Annotated in this window: 18 protein-coding genes; 8 read left to right on the plus strand and 10 right to left on the minus strand. The window is 60.8% G+C overall.

From position 1 onward, the window contains the following. Window positions 1-125: 125 nt before the first annotated feature. The 5 genes from OZ428_RS30850 (at window position 126) to yccS (ending at window position 7,570) form a co-directional block, all read left to right on the plus strand. Window positions 126-974: an alpha/beta fold hydrolase gene (locus OZ428_RS30850; RefSeq protein WP_133075425.1), complete on the plus strand. Its 849-nt coding sequence runs from the start codon at window positions 126-128 to the stop codon at window positions 972-974. Between the two features lie 36 nt (window positions 975-1,010). Continuing rightward, complete coding sequence (mdtD, locus tag OZ428_RS30855; RefSeq protein ID WP_016977771.1) at window positions 1,011-2,438, plus strand: multidrug transporter subunit MdtD; 1,428 nt, start codon at window positions 1,011-1,013, stop codon at window positions 2,436-2,438. A gap of 130 nt (window positions 2,439-2,568) precedes the next feature. After that, window positions 2,569-3,906, plus strand: coding sequence for an ATP-dependent RNA helicase DbpA (gene dbpA / locus OZ428_RS30860; RefSeq protein WP_235165500.1), 1,338 nt, complete (start codon window positions 2,569-2,571; stop codon window positions 3,904-3,906). 196 nt (window positions 3,907-4,102) lie between these two features. Then, on the plus strand, window positions 4,103-5,281 hold the full coding sequence (locus OZ428_RS30865; RefSeq protein WP_133075426.1) for an NAD(P)/FAD-dependent oxidoreductase: 1,179 nt from the start codon (window positions 4,103-4,105) through the stop codon (window positions 5,279-5,281). A 105-nt stretch (window positions 5,282-5,386) separates the two neighbouring features. Next, a complete protein-coding gene (gene yccS, locus OZ428_RS30870) occupies window positions 5,387-7,570 on the plus strand; it encodes a YccS family putative transporter (RefSeq protein ID WP_033898017.1) in 2,184 nt (727 codons plus the stop codon). A 35-nt stretch (window positions 7,571-7,605) separates the two neighbouring features. On the opposite strand, the gene OZ428_RS30875 is transcribed toward yccS, so the two are convergent. Continuing rightward, window positions 7,606-8,343, minus strand: a complete 738-nt coding sequence (locus tag OZ428_RS30875; protein ID WP_269132208.1) for a substrate-binding periplasmic protein — start codon at window positions 8,341-8,343, stop codon at window positions 7,606-7,608. Window positions 8,344-8,544: 201 nt separating this feature from the next. Here OZ428_RS30875 and OZ428_RS30880 point away from each other — a divergent pair, with 201 nt between their 5' ends. Continuing rightward, window positions 8,545-8,997: a GNAT family N-acetyltransferase gene (locus tag OZ428_RS30880; protein ID WP_269132209.1), complete on the plus strand. Its 453-nt coding sequence runs from the start codon at window positions 8,545-8,547 to the stop codon at window positions 8,995-8,997. Here OZ428_RS30880 and OZ428_RS30885 read toward each other — a convergent pair. From OZ428_RS30885 to OZ428_RS30895, 3 genes are read right to left on the minus strand one after another with little or no spacing between them, the layout of a single operon-like run. Then, window positions 8,994-9,290: a winged helix-turn-helix domain-containing protein gene (locus OZ428_RS30885; protein WP_033898013.1), complete on the minus strand. Its 297-nt coding sequence runs from the start codon at window positions 9,288-9,290 to the stop codon at window positions 8,994-8,996. The two genes, OZ428_RS30880 and OZ428_RS30885, sit on opposite strands and share 4 nt — an antisense overlap. A 19-nt stretch (window positions 9,291-9,309) precedes the next feature. Next, window positions 9,310-9,810 (minus strand): M48 metallopeptidase family protein, encoded by a 501-nt coding sequence (locus OZ428_RS30890; RefSeq protein WP_010207148.1) that lies wholly within the window; start codon window positions 9,808-9,810, stop codon window positions 9,310-9,312. Between the two features lie 41 nt (window positions 9,811-9,851). Then, the gene (locus OZ428_RS30895) at window positions 9,852-11,957 is read right to left on the minus strand and encodes a putative bifunctional diguanylate cyclase/phosphodiesterase (protein WP_269132210.1); all 2,106 of its coding nucleotides are present in this window, start codon (window positions 11,955-11,957) and stop codon (window positions 9,852-9,854) included. 311 nt (window positions 11,958-12,268) lie between these two features. Here OZ428_RS30895 and OZ428_RS30900 point away from each other — a divergent pair, with 311 nt between their 5' ends. Together OZ428_RS30900 and OZ428_RS30905 are read left to right on the plus strand one after the other, a co-directional pair. Continuing rightward, entirely contained in the window at window positions 12,269-12,934 is a 666-nt protein-coding gene (locus OZ428_RS30900) for a polysaccharide lyase family 7 protein (RefSeq protein ID WP_133075429.1), read from the plus strand. A 461-nt stretch (window positions 12,935-13,395) separates the two neighbouring features. Then, entirely contained in the window at window positions 13,396-13,689 is a 294-nt protein-coding gene (locus OZ428_RS30905; RefSeq protein WP_269132211.1) for a fructose-bisphosphate aldolase, read from the plus strand. A gap of 60 nt (window positions 13,690-13,749) precedes the next feature. Here OZ428_RS30905 and fba read toward each other — a convergent pair whose 3' ends face one another. The 6 genes from fba to tkt form a co-directional block, all read right to left on the minus strand. Next, a complete protein-coding gene (gene fba / locus OZ428_RS30910; protein WP_003177554.1) occupies window positions 13,750-14,814 on the minus strand; it encodes a class II fructose-bisphosphate aldolase in 1,065 nt (354 codons plus the stop codon). Between the two features lie 124 nt (window positions 14,815-14,938). Further along, a complete protein-coding gene (locus OZ428_RS30915; RefSeq protein ID WP_177110272.1) occupies window positions 14,939-15,274 on the minus strand; it encodes an MliC family protein in 336 nt (111 codons plus the stop codon). Window positions 15,275-15,321: 47 nt separating this feature from the next. Further along, the gene (locus tag OZ428_RS30920) at window positions 15,322-15,549 is read right to left on the minus strand and encodes a hypothetical protein (protein ID WP_016977755.1); all 228 of its coding nucleotides are present in this window, start codon (window positions 15,547-15,549) and stop codon (window positions 15,322-15,324) included. Window positions 15,550-15,578: 29 nt separating this feature from the next. Next, on the minus strand, window positions 15,579-16,742 hold the full coding sequence (locus OZ428_RS30925) for a phosphoglycerate kinase (RefSeq protein ID WP_025857657.1): 1,164 nt from the start codon (window positions 16,740-16,742) through the stop codon (window positions 15,579-15,581). A gap of 17 nt (window positions 16,743-16,759) precedes the next feature. Further along, window positions 16,760-17,815 (minus strand): erythrose-4-phosphate dehydrogenase, encoded by a 1,056-nt coding sequence (gene epd, locus OZ428_RS30930; protein WP_269132212.1) that lies wholly within the window; start codon window positions 17,813-17,815, stop codon window positions 16,760-16,762. Between the two features lie 138 nt (window positions 17,816-17,953). Further along, entirely contained in the window at window positions 17,954-19,951 is a 1,998-nt protein-coding gene (gene tkt / locus OZ428_RS30935) for a transketolase (RefSeq protein WP_269132213.1), read from the minus strand. Window positions 19,952-20,158: the final 207 nt, after the last annotated feature.

Consider the following 20,158-nt stretch of genomic DNA (forward strand, 5'->3'; position numbering starts at 1 on the left):
TTTCTCCTCCACCGTAGGACACCTTCCTTTCCTCCAGAATCCTCGTTATAAGGGTTAATGGCATCCCGCCACCCCCACCCACGAGAGCACGACCTTGCCCGGGAAGGGCAAGCTGGAGCGTTGACATGAACCATGGAAGTTTTGTCATTGAAAAGCTGTTCAAGCACTACAACGTTCATGTTGAGCAGCTAGGAAACGATTCTGGAAAAAAGACCGTATTGATGGTCAACGGCGCGCTGTCCACCACGCGCTCCTTCGCTCGCACCAGCAAATGCCTGGCCGAGCATTTCAATGTGTTGCTGTTTGACTTGCCGTTCTCCGGCTATTCCCGCGAACACAACACTGACCTCGACCTGGTGACCAAGGACGACGAGGTGCAGATGCTGCGCGCCCTGGTCGAGCGCTTCCAGGTCAACCACCTGGTGTCGGCCTCCTGGGGCGGCATCTCGACGTTGCTGACCCTGGCGCACAACCCACCCTCCATCGAAAGCTCGGTGGTGATGGCCCTGGCACCCAACCTCAACCAGGCCATGCTCGACTATGTGGAACGCGTACGCGTATTGATCGAGGCCGATGACAAGTCCGCCGTCGGCCACTTGCTCAATGAAACCGTGGGCCAATATTTGTCGCCCCGGCTCAAACGCAACAACCACCGTCACCTGTCGACCATGGCTACCACCGAATACCGCCAGGCGCGTTTTCATATCCACCAAGTGTTGGCCTTGGGCGATGGCAACTACCTGCCGGCACTGCGGCAGATTGAAACGCCGGTGCACTTCCTCAACGGTGCCCTCGACGAATACACCCCCGCCGCCGAGGCCCGGTTGTTCAAGCAGTACGTGGGGCGTAGCAGCTTTGCCGTCGCCGAACACACTGGCCACTTGCTCGACCTTGAATCCAACGAAGCCGCGGTGGCGGTGCACCGTGAACTGCTGGATTTCCTGGTGGGAAAAGGCGCGACGAATGGCGCATAATCGCCAACACATAGCCTGCTAACCAAAAGGGTTTCCATGCCGAACCGCGTCCCGCTCGATGCCAAGACCGCCCGCTGGCTCCCCTGGGTGGTCGCGATTGCCTTCTTCATGCAGTCGCTGGACGGGACGATCCTCAACACGGCATTACCGGCGATGGCCCGGGACCTCGCGGAAAACCCGCTGCGTATGCAAGGGGTGGTGATCGCCTACATGCTCACCGTCGCCTTGCTGATCCCGGCGTCGGGCTGGATCGCCGACCGCTTCGGCACCAAGAAAATCTTCTTTGGCGCAATCATGCTGTTCAGCATTGGCTCGCTGCTGTGCGCCCTGTCCAGCAGCTTGACCATGCTGGTGGGCGCACGGGTGATCCAAGGCCTGGGCGGTGCATTGATGCTGCCCGTTGGGCGACTGGTGGTGCTGCGCGCCTACCCGCGCTCCGAGCTGGTGCGCATCATGGGTTTCATCACCATCCCCGGTTTGCTCGGCCCATTGCTCGGCCCGACCATGGGCGGCTGGATGGTGCAATACCTGACCTGGCACTGGATCTTCCTGATCAATCTGCCGGTGGGCATGATTGGCTGCTACGCCGTGTGGAAATTCATCCCCGACCTGCGCGGCAGCGAGCGCACGCGCTTCGATGGGATCGGCTTCTTGCTGTTTGGCGCCGCGATGGTGCTGATCACTATCGCCATGGAAGGCCTGGGCGAACTGCACTTGCCGCACTTGAGGGTGATGTTGCTGCTGTTCGGCGGGCTCGCGTGCCTGGCGGCGTATTGGTTGCGGGCGGGGCACATCGATAATCCACTGTTTTCACCGGTGCTGTTCAAGACCCGCACCTTTGCCGTGGGCATCCTTGGCAACCTGTTCGCGCGGTTGGGCAGCGGCGCCCTGCCGTTCCTGGTGCCGTTGCTGTTACAGGTGGCGCTGGGGTACTCACCGTCGGAAGCCGGCATGAGCATGTTGCCCCTGGCGGCGGCGGCGATGTTTGCCAAGTCCGTGGCACGCCCGCTGATCGAACGCCTGGGCTACCGCATCGTGTTGACTGGCAACACTCTGGCCCTGGGCATCATGCTGGCGAGCATGGGATTGGTCACGGAACACACGCCCTACCCGCTGCTGCTGGGAATGCTGGCGGTGCTGGGGGCGATCAACTCGCTGCAATTTACCGCGATGAACACCGTCACCCTGATCGACCTCGATGACGCCCAAGCCAGCAGCGGCAACAGTTTGCTGTCGGTGGTGGCGCAATTGTCGTTGAGCCTCGGGGTCGCCTGCGCCGGCGCGCTGCTCGGCGGGTTTACCGCCGAAACCGGCAACGACGGCGTCAGCACGGTCCTCGGCGCATTCCAGCTGACCTTCCTCACGGTGGGCATCATGGCGATGCTGGCGGCCGCGATCTTCCTGCAACTGTCGCCAAAAGACGGCAAGCGTGCCGCCAGCCCCGAGCAGCATATCGAGCATTAACAGGCTTCTCGTCTAGAACTTGCGGGGAAAATCCCACAGGGCTGGTACACTGCGCGACATTTTGTTTTGCAGAGCCAGTCCCGTGACTACCATCGCCACCGCTTTTAATACTTTGCCCCTGTCCGCCGCCATGCTGGCTAACCTCGACTCGCTGGGTTATGTCGAGATGACGCAGATCCAGGCGCAAAGCTTGCCGGTGATCCTCAAGGGGCTGGACCTGATTGCCCAGGCCAAGACCGGCAGCGGCAAGACCGCCGCCTTCGGCATCGGCCTGTTGAACCCGATCAACCCGCGCTACTTCGGCTGCCAGGCCCTGGTGATGTGCCCGACCCGTGAGCTGGCCGACCAGGTCGCCAAGGAAATCCGCCGCCTGGCCCGTGCCGAAGACAACATCAAGGTACTGACCCTGTGCGGCGGCGTGTCCCTCGGCCCGCAGATCGCCTCCCTGGAACACGGCGCCCACGTCATCGTCGGCACGCCGGGCCGTATCCAGCAGCACCTGCGCAAGGGTTCGCTGGTCCTCGACGGCCTGAACACGCTGATCCTCGATGAAGCTGACCGCATGCTCGACATGGGCTTCTACGACGCCATCGAAGACATCATCAGCAAGACCCCGCCGCGCCGCCAGACCCTGCTGTTCTCGGCCACCTACCCGGTGAGCATCAAGCAGTTGGCCTCCAAGTTCATGCGCGCGCCGCAGCAAGTGAAAGCCGAAGCCTTCCACTCCGATGACCAGATCGAGCAGCGTTTCTTCGAGATCTCGCCGGAAGAGCGCATGGACGCAGTGACCAAGGTATTGGCGCACTTCCGCCCAGCGTCTTGCGTAGCGTTCTGCTTTACCAAGCAGCAAGTGCAGGAAACCGTGGATCACCTGACGGCCAAGGGCATTTCCGCCGTCGGCCTGCACGGCGACCTGGAACAGCGCGACCGTGACCAGGTGCTGGCCATGTTCGCCAACCGCAGCACCTCAGTGCTGGTTGCCACCGACGTGGCTGCCCGTGGTTTGGACATTGATTCGCTGGACATGGTGATCAACGTCGAACTGGCCCGCGACTCAGAAATCCACATCCACCGCGTCGGCCGTACCGGTCGTGCCGGTGAGACCGGCATTGCCATCAGCCTGGTGGCGCCGTCCGAAGCGCACCGCGCCCAGGCCATCGAGCAACTGCAGAAGTCGCCGCTGAACTGGGACCAACTGGACAACCTCAAGCCGCAAAGCGGTGGCCCGTTGCTGCCACAGATGAGCACCCTGTGCATCGCCGCCGGCCGCAAAGACAAGGTTCGCCCAGGCGATATCCTTGGTGCACTGACTGGCGAAGCCGGTATTCCGGGCGCCCAGGTCGGCAAGATCGCGATCTTTGACTTCCAGGCCTTCGTGGCCGTGGAACGCGGGATCGCCAAGCAGGCGTTGCAGCGTTTGAACGACGGCAAGATCAAAGGCCGTTCGTTGCGCGTTCGGATTCTGTAAAGCATTCAAGCTCTACAGAGATCAAAAATGTGGGAGCGGGCTTGTTGTGGTGAGCGGGCTTGCCCCGCGCTGGGTTGCGAAGCAGCCCCAAAATATTGGGAGCGCTACGCACTCCAGCGCGGGGCAAGCCCGCTCACCACAACAGCCCCTCTCACATTCAATTGCATTTCAGATCAAGTTTTGTGAGGACACCGTTTTGCGCTCGACCGAAGTTGTGATCATTGGCGCCGGCGCCGCAGGCTTGATGTGCGCACTGACCGCCGCCGGGCGTGGGCGCAAAGTGATGTTGATCGACCATGCGAACAAGGCCGGCAAGAAGATCCTCATGTCCGGCGGTGGCCGCTGCAATTTCACCAATATGTACACCGAGCCTGCCAACTTCCTCTCGCACAATGCGCACTTCTGCAAATCCGCCCTGGCGCGTTATACCCAGTGGGATTTCATCGGGCTGGTGGCCAAGCACGGCGTGCCATATCACGAGAAGAAGCTCGGCCAGCTGTTCTGCGATAACAAGTCCAGCGACATTCTCGGCATGCTCTTGGACGAGTGCATTCAGGTCGGCGTGAGCCTGCACCTGGACACCTCGATCGAAGAGATCGCCAAGCTTGACAACGGCTACCAGTTGCAGACCACCTTGGGTGAACTGCGTTGCGAATCCCTGGTGATTGCCACCGGCGGCCTGTCGATTCCGACACTGGGCGCCACCGGTTTTGGTTATCAAGTGGCCAAGCAGTTCGGCCACGAACTGCTGCCAACCCGCGCCGGTCTTGTGCCGTTCACCATCACCGATCAGCTCAAAGACTTGTGCGGCGAGCTGTCTGGCACCTCGGTGGATTGCCTGGTGACCTGCAACGGCCAGAGCTTTCGCGAGAACATCCTGTTCACTCATCGCGGTCTGAGTGGGCCGGCGATCCTGCAGATTTCTTCGTACTGGGAATCCGGCGACACGGTGGAAATCAACCTGCTGCCCGACCATGACGCCCACGAGTGGCTGCAAGCGCAACAGGCCGAACGCCCGAACAGCGAGCTGAAAACGCTGCTGGGCGAGATCTTCACCAAGAAGATGGCCAACCTGCTGGCGGACACCTGGTTTGCGTCCAAGCCGATGAAGCAGTACACCCACGCTGAAATTGCCGACATCGCGCAAAAACTCGGCAGTTGGCAATTGGTGCCGGCAGGCACCGAAGGCTATCGCACGGCCGAAGTGACCCTGGGCGGTGTGGACACACGGGAAGTGTCGTCCAAGACCATGGAATCCCTGAAAAGCCCCGGCCTGTACTTTATCGGTGAAGTGCTGGATGTGACCGGTCACCTGGGCGGCTTCAACTTCCAGTGGGCCTGGGCTTCGGGTTACGCGGCGGCGCAGTACGCCTGATCGGCGCAGTGGAATAAATTTTGCTGTTGGATGTGATCGCCACGCTTGCCGTGGCGTCCTTGATAGCTCAATTTAGCGGCATCGTCCCGGAAGACTCCAGACTTCATGTCATCGACCTCGTTCAAGCAGTCCATGCGGCGCCTGTGGGCGCTGGATAAATTCAGTTACAGCATCCGGGTGTTCATCGCCCTCACCGGCAGCATGGCGCTGTGCTGGTATCAGGATGAAATGACGCTGCTGATCCCGTTGTTCCTGGGGATTATCGCCAGCGCCCTGGCCGAGACAGATGACAGTTGGCAAGGCCGTCTAAACGCCCTGGCGGTGACGCTGGTGTGTTTCAGCATCGCCGCGCTGTCGGTGGAGCTGCTGTTCCCTTATCCCTGGGTCTTCGCGATCTCCCTGGCCCTGGCCACCTTCTGCCTGACCATGCTTGGCGCGTTGGGCGAACGTTATGGGGCGATTGCCTCCGCGACACTGATCCTGTCGGTGTACACCATGATCGGCGTGGACCAGCGTGGTGGTGCCGTCTCGGATTTCTGGCATGAGCCGCTGCTGCTGGTGGCCGGTGCCGCCTGGTACGGCGCGCTGTCGGTGCTGTGGCAAGCGTTGTTTTCCAACCAGCCGGTGCAGCAAAGCCTGGCGCGGTTGTTTCGCGAGCTGGGACGTTACCTCAAGCTCAAGTCGTCGTTGTTCGAACCGATTCGCCAACTGGATGTGGAAGCGCGTCGCCTGGAACTGGCCCAGCAAAATGGGCGGGTGGTTGCCGCGCTGAATGCGGCGAAGGAAATCATCCTGCATCGCGTGGGCAATGGCCGCCCTGGCTCGAAAGTCAGCCGCTACCTGAAGCTGTACTTCCTCGCCCAAGACATCCATGAGCGTGCCAGCTCATCCCACTATCCCTACAACGCATTGGCCGAAGCCTTCTTCCACAGTGACGTGCTGTTCCGCTGCCAACGCCTGCTGCGTCAACAGGGCAAGGCGTGCCAGACCCTGGCCGAGTCGATCCAGCTGCGCCAGCCGTTCATCTATGACGACAGCTTCGCCGAAGCCTTGGGCGATTTGAACGCCTCCCTGGAACACTTGCGCATCCAGAGCAACCCAGCCTGGCGCGGCCTGCTGCGCTCGTTGCGCGCGCTGGCAGCCAACCTGTCGACGCTGGACCGCCTGCTGGGCGACGCCAGCAACCCCGACAGCCTGGCCGACGCCACCGACAGCAACCTGCTGGACCGCGCCCCGCGCAACCTCAAGGAAATGTGGACGCGCCTGCGCACGCAGATGACGCCCACATCACTGTTGTTCCGTCACGCGCTGCGCCTGTCCCTGGCGCTGACCGTGGGCTACGGCATGTTGCATGCGATTCATGCCTCCCAAGGCTACTGGATCATCCTGACCACGCTGTTCGTGTGCCAGCCCAACTACGGCGCCACACGGCGCAAGCTCGGCCAGCGGATCATCGGCACCGCTATCGGCCTTACCGTGGCCTGGGCCTTGTTCGACCTGTTCCCGAGCCCGCTGGTACAGTCGATGTTCGCCATCGCCGCCGGCCTGGTGTTCTTTATCAACCGCACCACCCGCTACACCCTGGCCACCGCCGCCATCACGTTGATGGTGCTGTTCTGCTTCAACCAGGTGGGTGACGGCTACGGCCTGTTCCTGCCGCGTCTGTTCGATACCTTGCTCGGCAGCTTGATTGCGGGCCTGGCGGTGTTCCTGTTCCTGCCGGATTGGCAGGGCCGTCGCCTGAACAAAGTGCTGGCCAACACCCTGACCTGCAACAGCATCTATTTGCGCCAGATCATGCAGCAATACGCCGCCGGCAAAAGCGACGACCTGGCTTATCGCCTGGCCCGACGCAACGCGCACAACGCCGATGCGGCGCTGTCGACCACCCTGGCGAATATGCTGATGGAGCCGGGGCACTTCCGTAAGGAGGCTGACGTGGGCTTCCGCTTCCTGGTGTTGTCCCATACCTTGCTCAGTTACTTGTCAGGCCTCGGCGCGCACCGCGAAACCCAGTTGCCAGCGGAGGTGCGCGAGCATCTGATCGATGGCGCCGGGAATACCTTGGCGGCGAGTATTGATGAGATCGCCACGGGGCTTGCGAACAAGCAGCCGATTGCGATTCAGAGCGACGCCGAGGAAGCGTTGGCGGCCGACCTGGAGCAGATGCCGGATGAGATTGATGAAGGGCAGCGATTGGTGCAGACACAGTTGGCGTTGATTTGTCGGCAGTTGGGGCCGTTGCGCACGCTGGCGGCGCATCTGATCAAAGACACCAGCGCGGCCTGACCTGTGGTGAGCGGGCTTGCCACAAGAGGCAGCCACTACATCCCATGCTGCTTCATCAACCGCGCATAACTCCCATCCGCCTTCATCTTGGCAATCTCCCGGTCAAAGCTGGCGACGATCTGTTCATGCTCGGGGTTCTTCAAGCTCACCAAGATATGCAGGCTGTTTTCACTCAACGGCTTGGGTAAAAACTCCACCGCATTGCGCACCCGCGCCGACTCGCGGGACAAGTAATAACGCGCCACATATTCATCCTCCACGGTCAGCCGCACCCGCTGCGCCGCAAGCATGCGCACCGCCATGGCGAAGTTATGCACCGGCACTTTCTGCAACTGCGCATCGCCATCGAACGCCGCCGAATAGGCATACCCGCGCACCACGGCGATGGGGTAGTCGTGCAGTTGCTCAAGGTTCTGGAATGCAATGGGATCGTCACGCCGCTTGATGAAACGCACGCGGTTGAGCAGGTATTCGCCGGAAAACTGCCCCAGGTGCGTGCGCGCATCGTCGTACCAGGCGTTCACCAACACGTCATAACGCCCGTCGCCCACCCCCATCAATGCCCGGGCCCAGGGCACCTGTTCGAAATCACTGGCATAACCCGCGCGGGCCAGGGCGGTGCTGACGATATCGGTGGCCAGCCCGCCATTGATCAAGGTGGCATCGGTAAAGGGTGGCCAGGCATCCGCTACTAGGCGCAGACGCTGTGCGAGGGCCGGCTGGGCCAGCAACAACACTCCAATCAAAGCAACGGCACGAGAGAATCGCGGCATGCTCAAAGTCCTTGGCAGGCAGGCGTTATCCTGAGCTCAGGTGGGGCCTGAGGTTCTAACAGTAGCTCAGATTACACAAAGAAACCGGCACCGAACGCACTCAATGATGGCAAATTGATTTCACTCACAAAAATAGTCGATTTAGACACAATCGGCTGCCGCGCTTACTATCCGCAGCAGACATCTATAAGAGAACACGCCATGACCGTTGAATGGGTTTTCAAGCACCACGATGACCTGGGCAAGGAGCAGCTCTACGCCATCCTGCGCCTGCGCAACGAGGTCTTCGTTGTCGAGCAGAAATGCGTTTACCAGGACCTCGACGGGCAGGATCTGTCGGGCGACACCCACCATTTGATGGCCTGGCAGGATGACCAGTTGGTGGCCTACCTGCGGCTGCTGGACCCAGAAACCCAAGGTGGTGACGTGGTAATCGGCCGCGTGATTGTGGCGCCGGTAGCGCGTGGCACCGGGCTGGGGCATCGGATGATGGAAGAAACACTCAAGCGGATTGAGGATATCTGGCCACAAACACCGATTTTCCTGTCAGCCCAGGCGCATTTGCAGGGCTACTACGGGCGTTATGGGTTTGTCGTCGCCGGTGAGGAATACCTGGAAGATGATATTCCGCACATTGGCATGAGAAAGGACTAGGGGTAACCCAGCACCTGCTTGATCTGCCCGAGGTTCGCCTCGATCCAGCGCCGATCGATCGCCCCCCAGCTGCGAATCCGATAGTGCCCGGCATGGTTGCGGGCACCGTCTTCCTGCTCGAATTCACACACAATGTCCAAGTCGGCCAACGCCGCAATCGTGTCCTGCGCCGTGCGCCGGGGCATGCCGGTGGCGTCGGTCAATGCTGGGACGCTGCTGGCCTGGCCGCTGTCGATCAGGTAGGCCACGTACAGGCGGCGATAAAAGCTGCTCTTGGTCTTGCTCACATCCATGGTCGGTCGCCTTGTGCGGTCAGGGTTTGCCCTGCAGGTCGCGGTACGTGAGGTAGACGCGCAGGTCGAATTCCACCTGATGGTAGCCCGGCATCATGTACTCACAGAGTTTGTAGAACGCTTTGTTGTGGTCCGATTCCTTGAAGTGCGCCAGTTCGTGCACGACGATCATGCGCAGAAACTCCGGCGCGGCCTCCTTGAACAGCGCGGCAATGCGAATCTCTTTCTTGGATTTAAGGTTGCCGCCCTGCACCCGCGAAATCGTGGTGTGCAGGCCGAGGGCGCGGTGGGTCAAGTCCAGGCGGTTATCGAACAACACCTTGTCGATGGCCGGCGCATTGCGCAAGTGCTCCTGCTTCAAGGCCAGGGCGTAGGCGTACAGGGCCTTGTCGCTCTGCACGGCGTGGCGTTCGGGGTAACGTTGCTCCAGGTAGGCACCCAACTGGTCCTTGGCGATCAGCTGGCGCACTTGTTCCTGGAGGGCGGCGGGATAGGCCTGGAGGTATTTCAGCGCGGTCATGGGGTCTGCAACAGGTTCGGATAGCCGCCAGTGTAACGAATTCAGCCCAGGCGAGCGCGGCACCAGTCGGTCACTTCCTCGGCCATCAACGGTTGCGCCGCCAACGGGCCTTGGATAAACGGGCAACCATTGGCCTTGAGCCATTGGGCTTGCTCCTGGGTTTCGACGCCCTCCGCCACCACCACCACCTCAAAATGCCCGCACAGTTCGATGATGCTGCGCGCCATCACCGCGTCCCGCGCGGAACCCGGCAGGCGCGCAACCAATTGCGGGTCGAGCTTGAGCGTATCGAACGCCAGGTCGCGCAGATGCGCCAGGGAGCAATTGCCCAAGCCAAAGTCATCCAGCGCGGTGCGCACGCCGATCTGGCGCAACAACTTGAGCTGCTTGGTCGACTCTTCGAGGTTACTCATCAGGCAGTCTTCACTGATTTCCACCTCCAACTGCCGCCCCTGCAACCCATGTCGCTCCAGTACCTGCTGCAGTTGGCTGGCCAGGTTGGGCATATTGAACTGGTTGCTGCTCAGGCTCACGCTCAGCACCAATTCATCATCAAACGTGGTTTTCCAGGCCTGGCGTTGCGCGGCGACCTGTTGATAAATCCAGGTGCTGAGCTGGCTGATCAACCGCGCCTCCTCCAGCAACGGCAGAAACAGCCCCGGCGGCACATCGCCAACACTCGGATGCTGCCAGCGCAACAGCGCTTCGACACCGCGCAGGCGCCCATCGTCCAGAGAAACTTGAGGCTGATAGACCAGGGTGAAATCCTTGTTCTGGATCGCCGTGCGCACACTGTCTTCCAGCATCAGCCGAGAGCGGGCGCGGCCGTTCATTTCCTGGTCGTAATAGCGATATTGCTGACGGCCCGCGCGCTTGGCTTCGTACATGGCAATGTCGGCGGCGCGGAGCAGGCCATTCAAATCCGAACCACAATCTGGGAACGTGGCGATGCCGATGCTGACGCCGAGCATCACATCCAGGCCGTCGATCTGCTGGCACACCGACACGCGTTCGATCAGTTTTTCCGCAATCTTCGCGGCTTGCTCCGGAAACTCCAGCTCCAGCAACGCCGTGAATTCATCCCCGCCCATGCGCCCGAGCATGTCGCCGGACCGCAAACACGCCTGCATCTGCTCCGACACCCAGCGCAACACCCGGTCGCCTGCGTCGTGGCCCAATGAGTCATTGACCCGCTTGAAACCATCCAGGTCCAGGTACAGCAGCACCAGAGAGTGCTCACTCCGCTCGCTGCGCAACAATGTGCTCTCTGCTGCCTGATGGAAACCACGCCGGTTCAACAGCCCGGTCAACGGATCGGTCACCGCCTGGAACTCCAGTTGCTGGTGCAAATGACGCACTTCGGACATGTCCAGCACCGTCACCACCATGGCCTTCTGCTCGGCGGGCAACGGCGCGCAGGACAGCGCCACCGGCACCTGCTGACCACGCCCGGTGCGTAAAATGGCGTCATGCTGGCGCCACGTTTCGCCTTTGCGGTACGCCTCGAACATCGCGAACCCCAGCCAGGCCGGCACGTGAGGTTTTTGCAGGAAACTCAGGAAGCTCTCACCCTGCAACTCCGTCATGGTGGCATTCAGCAGCCGCGAAATAGCCGGGTTGGCGTACTCGATCACACTGCCCTCGCCCACCACCAGAATGCCCTCGGCGGCGTTGTCCAGCACCGACGCATTGAACGCGCGGGCGGACTCCAGGTCATGACTCAGGCGCTGCAAGGCCCGGCGATTGCGCTGGTGCTCCAGCAATGCCTGGACCTTGGGCTTGAGAATATGCGGGTCGAAGGGTTTGAACAGGTAATCGATGGCGCCGCTGGCGTAGCCTTCCAGCACGGCGGCGGGGGATTGGGCGTTGGCGCTGAGGAAGATGATCGGCGTCATCCGTGTGCGCTGGCTGCCGCGCATCAGGCGAGCCACTTCGAAGCCGTCCATGCCGGGCATCTTCACGTCCAGCAGCACCAGGTCGACATCATGCTGCAGCAACAGCTCCAAGGCTTCCAGGCCAGACGCTGCGGTGATGACCTGCCAGTCATCGCGCTGCAAGAGCGCGCGCATGCTGAGCAGGTTTTCCGGATAGTCATCGACCACCAGAAGAACCGAACGACCATCGCCGTGGTGTGGAGCGCATTCCATGCTACGTCTCTTCCTTGGGAGCCACTCCGGTCAATTCTGGGAGAAAACCCGGACAAACACTGAGGCCTCACTCTAGCCCCGGTTCCGGAAAATCAGAAGTAATGGCAGTGCCATCATTGCGCCAATTTTCAGGAAGCCGACTAACGGTCAATGCCTGGAGCCCACGGATCATGGGAAACATGGCTTTTTGACACTTGCTTGACGCCAATAAATTGCCAGCAAACGTTTAACAAGACGGTTAACACCACCTATAAAGAACCTGTCTGGCCCAAGGGCCTTAGCCTACACCCCTCTGTAAAAAGGCCTACGCCATGATCGACCTATCCACTTGGAACCTCAGCATCCCGGTCGGCTCCCCGCCCGCGACCATCGAAACCCCCAGACTGATGAGCGGCTTCAACGACCAATACTTCCAGGCCGAAGGCAGCAGCGTGCAATTCTGGACCCCCGTGACCGGCACCCGCACCGAAAACGCTGTGTACCCGCGCAGTGAACTGCGTGAGACCTTTGCCGATGGGCGCCTGCGTAACTGGACCTACCCGGATGCGGACAACTTTCTGCGCGCCACGTTAGAGGTCAATCAGGTGCCGTCCAGCGGCAAGATCGTGATTGGGCAGATTCATGCCTATGACAGCCAGAAACCACTGATCAAGCTGGAGTATCAATTCAAGGAAAAAACCCAGACCGGGAATATCGTCGCCAAGGTGCGCATGCGACCGGATGATGGTGAAGGGCGGGTGATCATCGTGGCGTCAAATGTGCCGCTGGAAAAGAGCTTCACCTACGTGATCAACCTCAACAAAGCCGGGCTGCTCAGTGTGTATGCGGCGGACGGGGAGTGGAATGAGCGCATTGGCGCGGCGTGGGGCGCGAAGCCGCTGTACTTCAAGGCAGGCGCCTATGTGCAGGACAACAGCGGGGACAGCAAGGAAGGCGCGCGGGTGACGTTTGCGAAGTTGGATATTGATCACGACTGAGCATCGCTCACTATCGTGTAGGCCTTATCCGAACGAGCCAGAGATCAATCACCTTTTTGAACACGCCAATGATCCCTGTGGGAGCCGGGCTTGCCCGCGATGGCGGTGTATCAGGCAACAGATTCTGTGACTGGCCCACCGCCATCGCGGGCAAGCCCGGCTCCCACAGGGGTACGGCGTCCTACAGGGCCGTTGCGGTGAGCCAGGGCCACGCTTATAGTTCGCCCCGTCGCCGGCATTGAACGGCGATAGGGTTTCGCAGCCCTTCAGAGTTAAAACCACAACCGTTAAAGCAGCCCCGGTATTCTTGCCGACGGCCGTCTTTGTTATGGCGGTTGTGCGTGGGAGACCTTCGGGTCTGCCGGGTCTTAACTCCTCGGTCTGCGAACCCGCGCACAGCTGCCACCCTATTTGTTTCGCAGCAAACGGTGGCCATTCTTCTCTTGAGTTAAGGATTTGCCGTGAAGAACCAACTACCGCCCTGCCGTTTCTACCCGTGCACCGAAAACGCTACCGACAACCCCGTCCTACTGATCGACAGCAACGCCCCATTGCTGGACCTTCACGCCTGCCTGCGCGAACGCCTCAACGCCGCCCTCGAACACCTCAACCTGATGGCCTGCACCAGCCTGCCGGACTTTGCCGAGCGCGACCTGAACAATGTGACGAACACGGCGCGCATTCTGGTGCAGGACGTCAGTGATGTGTTTCGCGTGATCGAACATCGTGGTTTTGATAAGCCCAATGCCGCCTGATCAAATTTAAGGCAAAAAGAAGCCCGCATCTCTGCGGGCTTCTTTTTAAACACCTAAGGCTTAGTTCACCTTAGCGTTCAACTCACCTTTCAAATAACGCTGGTACATCGCTTCCAACGAGATCGGCTTGATCTTCGAAGCATTACCCGCAGTACCGAAGGCTTCGTAGCGAGCGATACACACATCACGCATCGCCGTCACGGTCGCGCCGAAGAATTTACGCGGGTCGAACTCGCTCGGGTTGGTGGCCATCAGGCGACGCATCGCACCGGTGGATGCCAGGCGCAGGTCGGTGTCGATGTTGACCTTGCGCACGCCGTACTTGATGCCTTCGACGATTTCTTCAACCGGTACGCCGTAGGTTTCTTTGATGTCACCGCCGTACTGGTTGATGATCGCCAGCCACTCTTGCGGCACCGAGGAAGAACCGTGCATCACCAGGTGGGTGTTGGGGATGCGTTTGTGGATTTCCTTGATGCGGTCGATGGCCAGTACGTCGCCGGTAGGCGGCTTGGTGAACTTGTAGGCGCCGTGGCTGGTGCCGATGGCGATGGCCAGGGCGTCGACTTGGGTCTTCTTGACGAAGTCGGCGGCTTCTTCCGGGTCGGTCAGCATTTGGCTGTGATCCAGCACGCCTTCGGCGCCGATGCCGTCTTCTTCGCCGGCCATGCCGGTTTCCAGGGAACCCAGGCAGCCCAGCTCGCCTTCAACCGATACGCCGCAGGCGTGGGCCATGGCCACGGTTTGTTGGGTCACGCGTACGTTGTACTCGTAGTCGGTTGGGGTCTTGCCGTCTTCGCCGAGGGAGCCGTCCATCATCACCGAGCTGAAGCCCAGTTGGATGGAGCGCTGGCACACGTCCGGGCTGGTGCCGTGGTCCTGGTGCATGCACACCGGGATGTGCGGGAATTCTTCGATTGCGGCGAGGATCAGGTGACGCAGGAACGGGGCACCGGCGTATTTGCGCGCACCGGCCGAAGCCTGGACGATCACGGGGGAGTCAGTCTTGTCAGCGGCTTCCATGATGGCGCGCATCTGCTCAAGGTTGTTGACGTTAAAGGCTGGGACGCCGTAGCCGAACTCGGCTGCGTGGTCCAGCATTTGACGCATGCTGATAAGTGCCATTGTGTTGTCTCTCCCGGTCGAGGGTCGTTAATCGTGCAAGCCTGCCGTAGCGGCGGCTGCTATTCAAGTTATTGCCGGTCAGGGTTTGTAGGCCTGGCCTGCTGAATCGTTATTGCTGTCAGGCTTACTGCGCTTTGCAGCCGCGCCCGATCAAATCATCGGTGGCAACCCAGTAAACCAGGCCTTCCTCACCTTTTGTGTGAAACGCCAATTGGTCGTTGGCGTACAGCACGCCCGACGCAGCGACGTCCTGTTTCAAGCGGTAAACCTGATCGGAGCCGCCGAGGCGCACATCGACTTCAGATTTAGCCGGGTTGGCGAAACGCCAGTTGACCTCAGCCTTGCTGTCGCAGGTCCAGGTGGTCCACTTGTCGGCAGTTTCTGCCTTGTTGCTGAACATGTTCATGCTGCTGCAGCCGGCCAACAGGGCCAGGGCTGCCAGGGCGAAAACGCCTTTCATTGCCAATCCTCGTGAGGCGACCGATGGCCGCCAGTTGATCAGACCCGTCAAGGGCAACCCTGTTCCTGACCGTTGGGCGCGGCGTCGTATTTCTCCAGCCGTTCATTGCCGATGCGCTTGTTGATCACCGGCATGGTCTCGGCTTGCCAGTCCGCCTGGTAGCAGCTCTTTTTTTGCTGCGCTGCAGGCTTGCCAGCGTCCGGCTCTGCGTTTGGCGTGCTGCCGCAGCCGGCCAACAGGCCCGCTGCGATCACCATTGCCAACGACTTGATCATGGGAACACTCCTTTTCCGGATCACGAGCCTCAGCCTTTGGCTCGGGTTTCCAGCACTTCCACGGCGGGCAGTACTTTGCCTTCGACGAATTCGAGGAACGCGCCGCCACCGGTAGAAATGTAGGAGATTTGGTCAGCAACGCCATATTTATCGATGGCCGCCAGGGTGTCGCCACCGCCCGCGATGGAGAACGCCGAGCTTTCAGCGATGGCTTTGGCCAGCACTTTGGTGCCGTTGCCGAACTGGTCGAACTCGAACACACCCACCGGACCGTTCCACAGGATGGTCTGGGAGGCTTTCAGCAATTCGGCGAAGTTGGCCGCGGTTTGCGGGCCGATATCCAGGATCATGTCGTCGGCGGCCACATCAGCGATCAGCTTGACGGTGGCTTCGGCGCTTTCGGCAAATTCCTTGGCGACCACCACGTCGACCGGCAATGGCACGCTGACTTTGGCGGCGATGGCACGGGCGGTGTCGAGCAGGTCCGGCTCGTACAGCGATTTGCCCACCGGGTGACCGGCGGCGGCCAGGAAGGTGTTGGCGATACCGCCGCCGACGATCAGCTGGTTGCAGATCTGGCTCAGGCTGTTGAGCACGTCCAGCTTGGTAGACACCTTGGAGCCAGCGACGATGGCGGCCATTGGCTGGGCTGGAGCGCCCAACGCCTTGCCCAGTGCGTCCAGTTCAGCGGCCAGCAATGGACCGGCAGCGGCAACCTTGGCGAACTTGGCCACGCCGTGGGTCGAGCCTTCGGCGCGGTGAGCGGTGCCGAACGCGTCCATCACGAACACGTCACACAGCGCCGCATACTGCTGGGCCAGTTCGTCGCTGTTCTTTTTCTCGCCCTTGTTGAAGCGCACGTTTTCGAACAGCACGATGTCGCCGGCTTTAACGTCAACGCCACCCAGGTAGTCAGCCACCAGCGGCACGTCGCGACCCAGGGCTTTGCTGAGGTAATCGGCAACAGGCTTGAGGCTGTTTTCGGCGGAGAACTCACCTTCGGTCGGACGACCCAAGTGGGAGCAGACCATCACGGCCGCGCCTTTTTCCAGGGCCAGCTTGATGGTCGGCAGCGAGGCCAGGATTCGCGCATCGCTGGTGACAACACCGTCCTTGACTGGGACGTTGAGGTCTTCGCGGATCAGTACGCGCTTACCTTGCAGATCGAGGTCGGTCATCTTCAACACGGTCATGGGTCGCAGTTCCTGAATTACTGTTGAGGTTGTTTAGAGGCGATGTGCAGATAATGTTCCGCAACATCCAGCATTCGGTTGGCAAAGCCCCATTCGTTGTCGAACCAGGCCAGGATGTTCACCAGCCTTGGGCCGGAAACGCGGGTCTGGCTGGCATCGACAATCGCCGAATGCGGGTCGTGGTTGAAATCACAACTGGCGTGGGGCAATTCGGTGTAGGCCAAAAGGCCCTTGAGCGGACCGCTGGTGGCGGCGTCGCGCAGGATCCGGTTGACCTCCGTCGCATCCGTGTCGCTGACGGTTTGCATGGTGATGTCCAAACAGGACACGTTCACCGTCGGCACCCGTACGGCTTTGGCCTGGATTCGCCCGGCAAGTTCCGGCAGCAATCGCTCGATGCCGCGCGCCAGGCCGGTGGACACCGGAATCACTGATTGGAACGCCGAGCGCGTGCGGCGCAGGTCTTCGTGGTGATAGGCGTCGATGACCGGCTGGTCGTTCATCGCCGAGTGGATCGTGGTGATCGACACGTAGTCCAGGCCGATCGCCTGATCCAGCAAGCGCAACAGCGGCACGCTGCAGTTGGTGGTGCAGGAGGCGTTGGACACCAGCAACTCGGCGCCGGTCAGGCAATCCTGGTTGATACCGTAGACGATGGTGGCGTCGACGTCCGACTCGCTCGCCATCGGCTGGGAAAACAGCACACGCGGTGCGCCGGCGTCGAGGAAACGCTGGCCGTCGGCACGGGTGTGGTAGACACCGGAGCATTCCAGCACCAGGTCGACGCCCAGTGCTTTCCAGTCGATGCCTTCGGGGGTGGCACTGCGCAGGACCTGCACGCAGTTGCCATTAATGTGCAGACAATCGCCTTCGACCCGCACTTCGCCTGGAAAGCGGCCGTGGGTGGAGTCAAAGCGTGTCAGGTATTCGATGCTGGCCATGTCGGCCAAATCATTGATCGCGACAATTTCAAACCCGGCCGCCGCCCCCCGCTCGAACAGAGCACGCAAGACGCAACGACCAATGCGGCCGTAGCCGTTGAGTGCAACTTTGTAGGGACGCGGTTGAGGCATGGGGTTCTCGATCAAGGTTAGTTCGGTGTTGAAAGTTCTGACGCTATCGCGGGCAAGCCCGCTCCCACATTAGACCGCGATCAAAATGTGGGAGCGGGCTTGCCCGCGATAGCGCCAGTACAGACAACGCAGACTGACTTAGTCTTCCAGCAGCTCTTCAGCCTGACCCAGGATGTTTTCCAGGGTGAAACCGAACTCTTCGAACAACGCTGGCGCCGGCGCCGACTCACCGTAGGTGGTCATGCCGATCACGCGGCCTTCCAGGCCCACGTACTTGTACCAGTAGTCGGCATGCGCCGCTTCGATGGCGATACGCGCGCTGACCTGCAACGGCAGCACCGACTGCTTGTAACCGGCGTCCTGGGCTTCGAACACGCTGGTGCACGGCATGGACACCACACGTACGTTGCGGCCTTGGGCAGTCAGCTTGTCGTACGCCTGAACGGTCAGGCCCACTTCGGAACCGGTGGAGATCAGGATCAGCTCCGGCTCGCCGATGCAGTCCTTGAGCACGTAGCCGCCACGGCTGATGTCGGCGATCTGCGCGTCGGTGCGCACTTGGTGCTGCAGGTTCTGACGCGAGAAGATCAGCGCCGAAGGGCCGTCGTTACGCTCGATGGCGTGCTTCCAGGCCACGGCGGATTCCACCGCATCGGCAGGGCGCCAGCAATCCAGGTTCGGCGTGGTACGCAGGCTGGTCAGTTGCTCGACCGGCTGGTGCGTCGGGCCGTCTTCACCCAGGCCGATGGAGTCGTGGGTGTACACATGGATCACGCGTTTCTTCATCAGCGCGGCCATGCGTACAGCGTTGCGGGCGTATTCCATGAACATCAGGAAGGTCGCGCCGTAAGGCACCAAGCCACCGTGCAGGGACACGCCGTTCATGATGGCGCTCATGCCGAACTCACGTACGCCGTAGTACATGTAGTTGCCGCTGGCGTCTTCAGCCGACACACCTTTGCAGCCTTTCCACAGGGTCAGGTTGGAACCGGCCAGGTCGGCCGAACCGCCGAGGATCTCAGGCAGCAGCGGGCCAAAGGCGTTCAGGGTGTTCTGGCTGGCTTTACGGCTGGCGATGGTCTCGCCCTTGGCCGCAACTTCGGCGATGTAGGCCGAGGCTTTTTCCGAGAAGTCGGCAGGCAGGTCACCGGCGAGGCGGCGTACCAACTCGTTGGCCAACTCAGGGAATTCGGCGGAGTAGGCCGCGAAACGCTGGTCCCACTCGGCTTCGGCCGCCAGGCCTTTTTCCTTGGCATCCCATTCGGCGTAGATGTCGGCCGGAATTTCGAACGGGCCGTGGTTCCACTTCAGGGCTTCACGGGTCAGGGCGATTTCCGCGTCACCCAGTGGGGCGCCGTGGCAGTCTTCTTTGCCCTGCTTGTTCGGCGAACCGAAACCGATGGTGGTTTTGCAGCAGATCAGGGTCGGCTGCGCGCTCTTGCGGGCGGTGTCGATGGCGGTCTTGATCTCTTCCGGGTCGTGGCCGTCGACGTTGCGGATCACCTGCCAGTTGTAGGCTTCGAAACGCTTCGGGGTGTCATCGGTGAACCAGCCTTCGACTTCGCCGTCGATGGAGATGCCGTTGTCATCGTAGAAAGCGATCAGCTTGCCCAGGCCCAGGGTGCCGGCCAGGGAAGCGACTTCGTGGGAAATACCTTCCATCATGCAGCCATCACCCAGGAACACATAGGTGTGGTGATCGACGATGTTGTGGCCGGTGCGATTGAACTGCGCGCCCAGGACTTTTTCAGCCAGCGCGAAGCCAACAGCGTTGGCCAGGCCTTGGCCCAGGGGACCGGTGGTGGTCTCCACGCCAGGGGTGTAGCCGAATTCCGGGTGGCCCGGGGTGCGGCTGTGCAGTTGACGGAAACTTTTCAGGTCATCGATGGTGACGTCGTAGCCGGTCAGGTGCAGCAGCGAGTAGATCAGCATCGAACCGTGGCCGTTGGACAGGACGAAGCGGTCACGGTCGGCAAACGACGGGTTGCTCGGGTTGTGTTTCAGGTAGTCACGCCAAAGCACCTCGGCGATATCCGCCATGCCCATCGGGGCACCGGGATGGCCGCTGTTGGCTTTTTGCACGGCATCCATGCTGAGGGCACGAATGGCGTTGGCACGCTCACGACGGCTGGGCATCGCTGATCTCCTGGGGTTTGCTGAAAAGAAACGGAAAAAAGGACCGGCATTTTCCCTCAGCCACCGCCTGCGGGCAATGACAGATAGTCACTTGAGGACGTTTTTCCTGTGCTTTGGGCATCAATCCCTTGCAGAAACCTTTAACCGATTCGTCTAAAGGTTATAGCGGCGGCTTATAACCGCCACTTATCGATCAATATCAAAACT

It is taken from the genome of Pseudomonas sp. GXZC, assembly GCF_026967615.1.
Classification (GTDB): Bacteria; Pseudomonadota; Gammaproteobacteria; order Pseudomonadales; family Pseudomonadaceae; genus Aquipseudomonas; species Aquipseudomonas azotoformans_A.